Consider the following 7,256-nt stretch of genomic DNA (forward strand, 5'->3'; position numbering starts at 1 on the left):
GAGGGCAGCCCTATCCTTGTTTAGTCGGCCGGACAGACCATATCCCTTCAGGAATTAGGCAAACAGTGACACCGAGAAATTCATGAGAGTGACCCGACTTGCGGCCATAACCGCATCCGTTGCCGCGATTGGTGTTGCTTTCACCGGGCCCGTTCTGGCCGATACCGCCGAGGAAGAAACAGGCGGCACGTTCAACGTCACCTATGAAAACGATGTCTTCAACGGCACCGACCAGAATTACACGAACGGCGTATCCATCCAGTATACGGACACGCTGAACCGGGTGCCGCACGGTGTCCGCTATGCGGCGGCGCCGTTCATCGATCCGGGCGCGAATATCCGCGTGACCTATCAGCTCGGCCAGAACATGTACACGCCACAGGATATCGAACAAAAAATCCCGGATCCTGAAGACCGCCCCTATGCCGGCTGGCTCTACGGCTCGGTCGGTGTGCTGGCGGATACGGATGACAGCCTGACATCCCTGCAGCTCAGCCTCGGCGTGGTTGGCCCGGCCGCTCTCGGTGAGCAGGTGCAGAGCTTCGTGCACAGCGCCATCGATACCCGCGAGCCGCGCGGCTGGGATTCCCAGTTGAAGAACGAGCCGGCCCTGCTGCTGACCTTCGAGCGGAAATGGGCGGAGCGGCTGGTCGGCGAGCCCTACGGCTTCCAGATCGATGCCTCGCCCTATGTCGGCGGCGCCCTCGGGAACGTCTTCACCCATGCGAATGGCGGCCTGACCTTCCGGCTTGGCTATGATCTGCCGAAGAACGATTACGGCCCGCCGCGCATTCAGCCGGCGACCCCGGGCTCCGGCTTTTTCGAGCCCACGGACAGTTTCGGCTGGTATCTGTTCGCCGGCGTCGAGGCCCGGGCCGTTGCCCGCAACATCTTTCTCGACGGCAATACATTCCGGGACAGCGCGTCGGTCGACAAGAACCTGCTGGTCGGCGATCTGAGCTACGGGCTGGTCTTCACCGTCGGTCAGGCGCGGATCTCCCTGACCCAGGTTTTACGCAGTCCGGAAATCGCTTCCGACAGCGATATTTCGCGATTTACCTCCCTCGGCGTGACCTACCGCTTCTGAAGCAGGGCAGCCCCCACCGTTTCCGCATTGCCACAATGCCCGGTCGGCCCTATTTTCCCGGCCAGCAACTTTGACGGTATACGCTTTACATGACCGACCTCAGCCATATCCGTAACTTCGCGATCATCGCCCATATCGACCACGGCAAGTCCACGCTGGCGGATCGACTGATCCAGCTCTGCGGCGGCCTCGCCGACCGGGAGATGAAGGAGCAGGTGCTCGACAGCATGGATATCGAGCGCGAGCGCGGTATCACCATCAAGGCGCAGACCGTTCGGCTGTACTACACCGCCGATAATGGCGAGACCTTTCAGATCAATCTGATGGACACGCCGGGCCATGTCGACTTCGCCTACGAGGTCAGCCGGTCGCTTGCCGCCTGCGAAGGCTCGATCCTCGTGGTCGATGCCAGCCAGGGTGTCGAGGCGCAGACCCTGGCCAACGTCTATCAGGCCATCGAGCAGGATCACGAGATCATTCCGGTCCTGAACAAGGTCGACCTGCCCGCCGCCGACGTGGCGCGCGTGAAGGAGCAGATCGAGGACGTGATCGGTATCGATACCTCGGACGCGATCGAGGTGTCGGCCAAGACCGGGCTCAACATCAAGGCTGTGCTGGAAGCGCTGGTCCAGCGCCTGCCGGCGCCGACCGGCGAACGCGAGAAGCCGCTGCAGGCCATGCTGGTGGACAGCTGGTACGACAGTTATCTCGGCGTCATGGCGCTGGTCCGGGTGCGCCAGGGCGTGCTGAAAAAGGGCCAGAAGATCAAGCTGATGCAGACCGGGGCGACGCATCTGGTCGAAAAGGTCGGTGCCTTCACGCCGAAACTGACCGAATTCAAGGAACTCGGCCCGGGCGAGCTCGGCTTCATGAGCGCCTCGATCAAGACCGTGGCAGATTGCCAGGTCGGTGACACCATCACCGAGGAAAAGCGCCCCTGCGACTCCCCGCTGCCGGGCTTCAAGCCCAGCATCCCGGTGGTGTTCTGCGGCCTGTTCCCGGTCGATGCCAACGATTATCCGGATCTGCGCGACAGCCTCGAGAAACTCCGCCTGAACGATGCCAGCTTCAGCTTCGAGGCGGAAAGCTCCGCCGCGCTCGGCTTCGGCTTCCGCTGCGGCTTCCTCGGCCTGCTGCATCTGGAAATCATCCAGGAGCGGCTGGAGCGCGAGTTCAATCTCGACCTGATCACCACCGCGCCGAGCGTGGTCTACCGGATCAATCTGACCAAGGGCGAGCAGATCGAGCTGCACAACCCGGCGGACATGCCGGACGTGATGCGGATCGAAAGCATCGAAGAGCCGTGGATCAAGGCGACGATCATGGTGCCGGACGAATATCTCGGCCCCGTCCTTTCGCTCTGCACCGAACGGCGCGGCGAGCAGATCGAGCTGACCTATGTCGGCAGCCGGGCCATGGCCGTCTACAAACTGCCGCTGAACGAGGTCGTGTTCGATTTCTACGACCGGCTGAAAAGCATCTCACGCGGCTATGCCAGCTTCGACTATGCGCTAGAAAGCTACGAAGAGGGCGACCTGGTGAAACTCAGCGTGCTGGTCAATGCCGAGCCGATGGACGCGCTCTCCATGATCGTCCACCGCAATCAGGCCGAATTCCGGGGCCGGGCCATGTGCGCCCGCCTGAAAGACCTGATCCCGCGCCAGCTCTTCAAGATCGCCATCCAGGCGGCGATCGGCGGCAAGGTCATCGCCCGCGAGACCGTCAGCGCCATGCGCAAGGACGTCACCGCGAAATGCTATGGCGGCGACATCAGCCGGAAGAAGAAGCTGCTGGAGAAGCAGAAGGAAGGCAAAAAGAAGATGCGGCAGTTCGGCAATGTCGACATCCCGCAAAGCGCCTTCATCGAAGCTCTCAAGATGGGCGACAATTAGGGCCGACTCCCTCCGGTTTCATCTCACCGCCCTCTTCGTCATCCCTTATCGTCATCGTCATCCCGTCGAAGGACGGGACCCAGGGATGACGAATAAAGCTCTTTGATCGTCCAGATCCCGGCTCTCCGGCCGGGATGACGATATTCAAATGCCTTGAGAAGGCAGTGCTGCGGCGCACAGACAGGAGCTGTCATTCCGACTTCCGCACCACCGGTCCCGGCTGCCCCGACCTGATCCTCGCTTCCAGCCCCGGCCTGTCGTCCCTGATTTGTTTCAGGACACTCTTACGGGCAAACGATCGATCGTCATATTTTCCGCTCCAGAGGACGATCTCGAGAACGATAGGAGCAAGGTCGCGGCCTTTCGCGGTCAGATGGTACAGATAACTGCGGCGGTTTTCCGGGTCGCGCGTCTTCTCGACGATCCCGTTCGCTTCGAACTGCTTCAGGCGGTCGGCGAGGATATTGGTCGAGATCCCCTCGTCCGCTTCGAGGAAGTCCCCGTAGGTTTTCTTGCCGTACAGCATCATGTCGCGAATGATCAGCAGGCTCCAGCGATCCCCGAAAATATCGAGACCGAAGGCAATTGCACACCCGCTCGTGCGTAGCTTACTCGTGCTTTCCATGGACTTAATTTAAGAAAATCACTTGCAATAAACAAGTTGTTTTCTTATTTGTTATTAACTTGCAAAACGCAAGTGATTGACATCCACCACAACATCAGGAATACCCGCATGGACAACCGAAAATCCGGTACGGATCACGTCACGGCTTCGTTCGAACACCGCCTCCGGTTCCGAGGAGCATCTGCGGCCGGAGCAATCCATGTCCTCCGGTCGATCCGTCCCGCCGATCCATCAACTTCATTTATCGGGAACAGGAAGCAACGGCTGAAAACACCGGCGTCACCCAAAGTCGATAAGGCCAGCATCGCGAATAAAGTTTTGAAGATCTTCAGCGCCGTCCTGTTTGGCACCGCTGCCGCGACGCGCCGAAGGTGCGCGGAGAAGGTGCTCATCACCGATACGGATGAAGCAGAGGGCCTCGACAACTGGCATCTCCGGCCGCCTTACCGACTGGGATAAAATGGAGCATCCCCATCTTCCCGAAAAATATGTCATCCCTGCGCAAGCAGGGACCCAGGGAAGGCAAGCTCAGCCCTAGGATCATCTAGGTCCCGGCTCTCCGGCCGGGATGACGATATTTGGGGTGGGGCAGGATGGTGGTGGAAAGAACGAGGCGGAAAGAATTAGGTAGTGCGCCCCCTTAATTCGCCTCGCTCGGGGCCATCTCCTCTATCAACTCTCTTAATTATTCAATAGTAACTATCAATTGGCAGAGCTTCTTAGATTTTCCATCATCACCATCGGTCATAACGTCGACCGTTACTGGCGTACCGACGTCAAGTTTAGTGTGATGCGGCGGCTGAAAACTGAGCCACCTATCGGACACTATGCAGCTAACACTTAGCTTACCCCGGCGATTTCGAACGCGTTTCCAACTAGAAATCGGGAACTTTGAAATGCTCATGTTTACTCCAAGTTAAAAACCTCAACGCCTCTTGTTCATCACCCCGCCTCGCGTCTCCACGCCATGATGATCCCGCCGATCACCAGCAACAGCACGAGCACGCCCGGCAGCAGTGGCACTGTCTGGACGCCCGTCACGATGTAATCCTCGTTCCGCACCAGCCCGGCCCAGTCGCGGCCTGACGTGGCACGGCCGGCCCGGACGCGGCGGAGGGACGGGGTGTCTTCCTCGGCGCCCCAGGTGACGGAGCCGCCGGTTTGTTGCGCCAGCGGGCCGAGCCATTCGCCCGTGGTGCGGACGTCGGAGAATTCGACGGGGTTCAGGGCGCCGACGGCGGCGAGTTTGGTCAAGACACCGTCGGTAAAGCCGTGCAGGCCGACCTGGTCCGTGGTGAAGCTGGCCTGGCCCCGGCCGGGTCCCGTGCGGGTCAGCGGCAGGGTCAGCTCGGTGCCGTCCGGCAGGGTCATGGTGACATCCGGCAGCTCCCCGTCGAGGGAACGGCGGGTGACGTCGATCCGGTCGCCCTTTACCCGGACGCGCAGATCGTTCTCTTCCAGATCGGGCTCTCGCATCAGCCAGTGGGCGGTGCGGCGGAGGATTTCGGCCTGCGGGCCGCCGCCGTCGAAGCCGCGGGTCCAAAGCCACATCTGATCGGTCAGCAGATGGGCGACGCGGCCCTCGCCGAACCGGTCGAGGATCAGCAGCGGGCGGCCTTCTGCCCCTTCCATCAGCACGACACCGCGCAGCACGTCCGCCTCGATCTGCCGGAACCAGCGGCCCCATGTCGGCGGCGCTGTCTCGGCCCCGTCCGCATCCAGCACAGGCCCGCCCGGCAGGTCCGCCGTCACCGGGTGGCGATGGCCGTCCGGCGTGGTGGCGGGGCGGAACGGTTGCTCGACAATGTCGCCGGTCGGCATGGCGGGTAGCACCTCGCCGAGCGGCGTGTTGGCAAGCGACAGGCGGGAAGCGAAGGGCGGGCCGCTGGCCTCCAGGAAGGCGCCGCCATTGCGCACGAACTCGACGATGTTGCGCAGATAGCTGCGCGGCAGCACGCCCCGGCGCTGATACTGGTCGAAGATGATCAGGTCGAACTCGTCCAGCTTCAGCTCGAACAGCTCCCGCACCGGGAAGGCAATCAGGGACAGCTCGCGCACCGGCGTGCCGTCCTGCTTTTCCGGCGGGCGCAGAATGGTGAAATGCACCAGATCGACAGACGGGTCCGCTTTCAGCAGATCGCGCCAGGTCCGCTCTCCCGCATGGGGCGCGCCGGAGACCAGCAGCACACGCAGCCGGTCCCGCACGCCGTTGATGGCCAGCACCGCGCGGTTGTTCTTCTCCGTCAGCTCATCCGGCCCCGGGCCCGCCATCATCTCGACGATGGTCTCGCCGCCATGCTCGATGGGGATCTCGATCTCCACCACCTGGTTGGCCCGGATCACCGCATCCGGCCGGGGCACGCCGTCGATCGACATGCTGAAGGGTACCGCCGCCGTCCTGTCCGCGTCCTCGATCCGGATCTTGGCGGTCACCGTCCGCCCGACCACGCCGAAGGAGGGCACATGCTCGATGACGAGGCGCCTGTCCCGCTCGCCCTTACGGCCGGTCAGGATGACATGCAGCGGCGCGCCAAGCTCCCGGCCGCCGAGTTCCTCCACCCGGTCGTGGCTCTGGCCGTCCGTCACCGCGATGACACCGGCGAGCCGGCCTTGCGGCACATCGTCCAGTACATCGCGCAGGGCGGTGAAAAGCCTTGTCCCGTCCCTGCCGCCCGCCGCCCGGCCACTGCCGCCACCGACGGTCACCGTGCGCACATCAAGATCACCGAGCGCATCGAGCCGGCGCATCAGATCCTCGGTGATTTCGGACGCCCGCACCGAGCGGTCATCAATGGACTGGCTGGTGCTTTCATCCAGCAGCAGGACGGCGACATCGTCGCGCGGGTCCCGGTCCTCGGCGATCAGATAGGGATTGGCCAGCGCCGCCAGCAGCACGAGCAAGGCAAGGCTGCGCCAGAGGCCGCCGCGGCCGCGCATCAGTGCCGTATAGATCACCAGGGCGAAACCGACCGCCGCAAGCGTGCCGATCACCCACCAGGGCACCATCGGCGAGAAATCCAGCCCGACCGCTCCGCCAATCATCGACCCGATCATTGCCCTAGCCTTTCAAGAATGGCCGGGACATGCACCTGATCCGCCTTGTAGTTGCCGGTCAGCATGTACATCACCAGATTGACGCCGGAACGGAAGGCCATTTCCCGCTGCAACTCGCCGCCCGGCGTTACCGGAAAGCGGTAGAAACCGTCCTCGGATTTTGCCCAGGCACCGGCCCAGTCATGGCTGCCGATAATCACCGGGGAAACCTCGCTGTCGCTGCTCCCCTCGCCCAACTCGACATAAAGCCGCCCGCCCTCATACCGGCCGGGGAAGCTGTCGAGCAGATAGAAGGTTTTGGTCAGGACGTGATTTTCCGGCACCGGCCCGAGGGCGGGAATATCGAGATTGCGGGTCAGGGAGCGGAGCCGCTGCAACCCGGGCCCGGCACTGCCCGCACCGGCATCGAGCCTGTCGCGCGTGTCGAAGAAGATCGTGCCGCCATTGCGCATGTAGAGGTTGAGCCGGGCCTCGCCGTTTGGAGTCAGGTCGGCCTGCGCGCCCGTGATCGGCCAGTAGAGCAACGGGAACAGGGACAGCTCGTCCACCTCCACATCGACGGCCATCGGCTCCAGCGGCTCCACCGCCGTGCGGCGGT

The 7,256-nt window shown here is 62.6% G+C and carries 6 protein-coding genes; 3 read left to right on the plus strand and 3 right to left on the minus strand.

Features of this window, described 5'->3' with window-relative positions:
• Positions 1-82: 82 nt before the first annotated feature.
• Both AAC126_RS13105 and lepA read left to right on the plus strand, forming a co-directional pair.
• Positions 83-1,087: a lipid A deacylase LpxR family protein gene (locus tag AAC126_RS13105; protein WP_339854025.1), complete on the plus strand. Its 1,005-nt coding sequence runs from the start codon at positions 83-85 to the stop codon at positions 1,085-1,087.
• Positions 1,088-1,176: 89 nt separating this feature from the next.
• The gene (gene lepA / locus AAC126_RS13110) at positions 1,177-2,979 is read left to right on the plus strand and encodes a translation elongation factor 4 (RefSeq protein WP_339854027.1); all 1,803 of its coding nucleotides are present in this window, start codon (positions 1,177-1,179) and stop codon (positions 2,977-2,979) included.
• 190 nt (positions 2,980-3,169) lie between these two features.
• Here the strand turns inward: lepA and AAC126_RS13115 are convergent, their stop codons facing one another.
• Positions 3,170-3,604, minus strand: a complete 435-nt coding sequence (locus AAC126_RS13115; RefSeq protein ID WP_339854028.1) for a helix-turn-helix domain-containing protein — start codon at positions 3,602-3,604, stop codon at positions 3,170-3,172.
• A gap of 108 nt (positions 3,605-3,712) precedes the next feature.
• Between AAC126_RS13115 and AAC126_RS13120 the strand changes: the two genes are divergently transcribed.
• Positions 3,713-4,063 (plus strand): hypothetical protein, encoded by a 351-nt coding sequence (locus AAC126_RS13120; RefSeq protein ID WP_339854030.1) that lies wholly within the window; start codon positions 3,713-3,715, stop codon positions 4,061-4,063.
• A 483-nt stretch (positions 4,064-4,546) separates the two neighbouring features.
• Here AAC126_RS13120 and AAC126_RS13125 read toward each other — a convergent pair whose 3' ends face one another.
• A complete protein-coding gene (locus AAC126_RS13125) occupies positions 4,547-6,658 on the minus strand; it encodes a hypothetical protein (protein WP_339854032.1) in 2,112 nt (703 codons plus the stop codon).
• Positions 6,655-7,256 (minus strand): DUF4159 domain-containing protein (locus AAC126_RS13130; RefSeq protein WP_339854034.1); only part of this gene is annotated, 602 nt, incomplete at its 5' end. The genes AAC126_RS13130 and AAC126_RS13125, both read right to left, overlap by 4 nt.

This window comes from uncultured Nisaea sp., from assembly GCF_963974195.1.
Lineage (GTDB): Bacteria > Pseudomonadota > Alphaproteobacteria > Thalassobaculales > Thalassobaculaceae > Nisaea.

Coding starts and splice junctions, on each gene's coding strand:
- AAC126_RS13120 (WP_339854030.1), top strand. CDS start 3,713: ATGGACAACCGAAAATCCGGTACGGATCACGTCACGGCTTCGTTCGAA.
- AAC126_RS13125 (WP_339854032.1), bottom strand. CDS start 6,658: ATGATCGGGTCGATGATTGGCGGAGCGGTCGGGCTGGATTTCTCGCCG.
- lepA (WP_339854027.1), top strand. CDS start 1,177: ATGACCGACCTCAGCCATATCCGTAACTTCGCGATCATCGCCCATATC.
- AAC126_RS13115 (WP_339854028.1), bottom strand. CDS start 3,604: ATGGAAAGCACGAGTAAGCTACGCACGAGCGGGTGTGCAATTGCCTTC.
- AAC126_RS13105 (WP_339854025.1), top strand. CDS start 83: ATGAGAGTGACCCGACTTGCGGCCATAACCGCATCCGTTGCCGCGATT.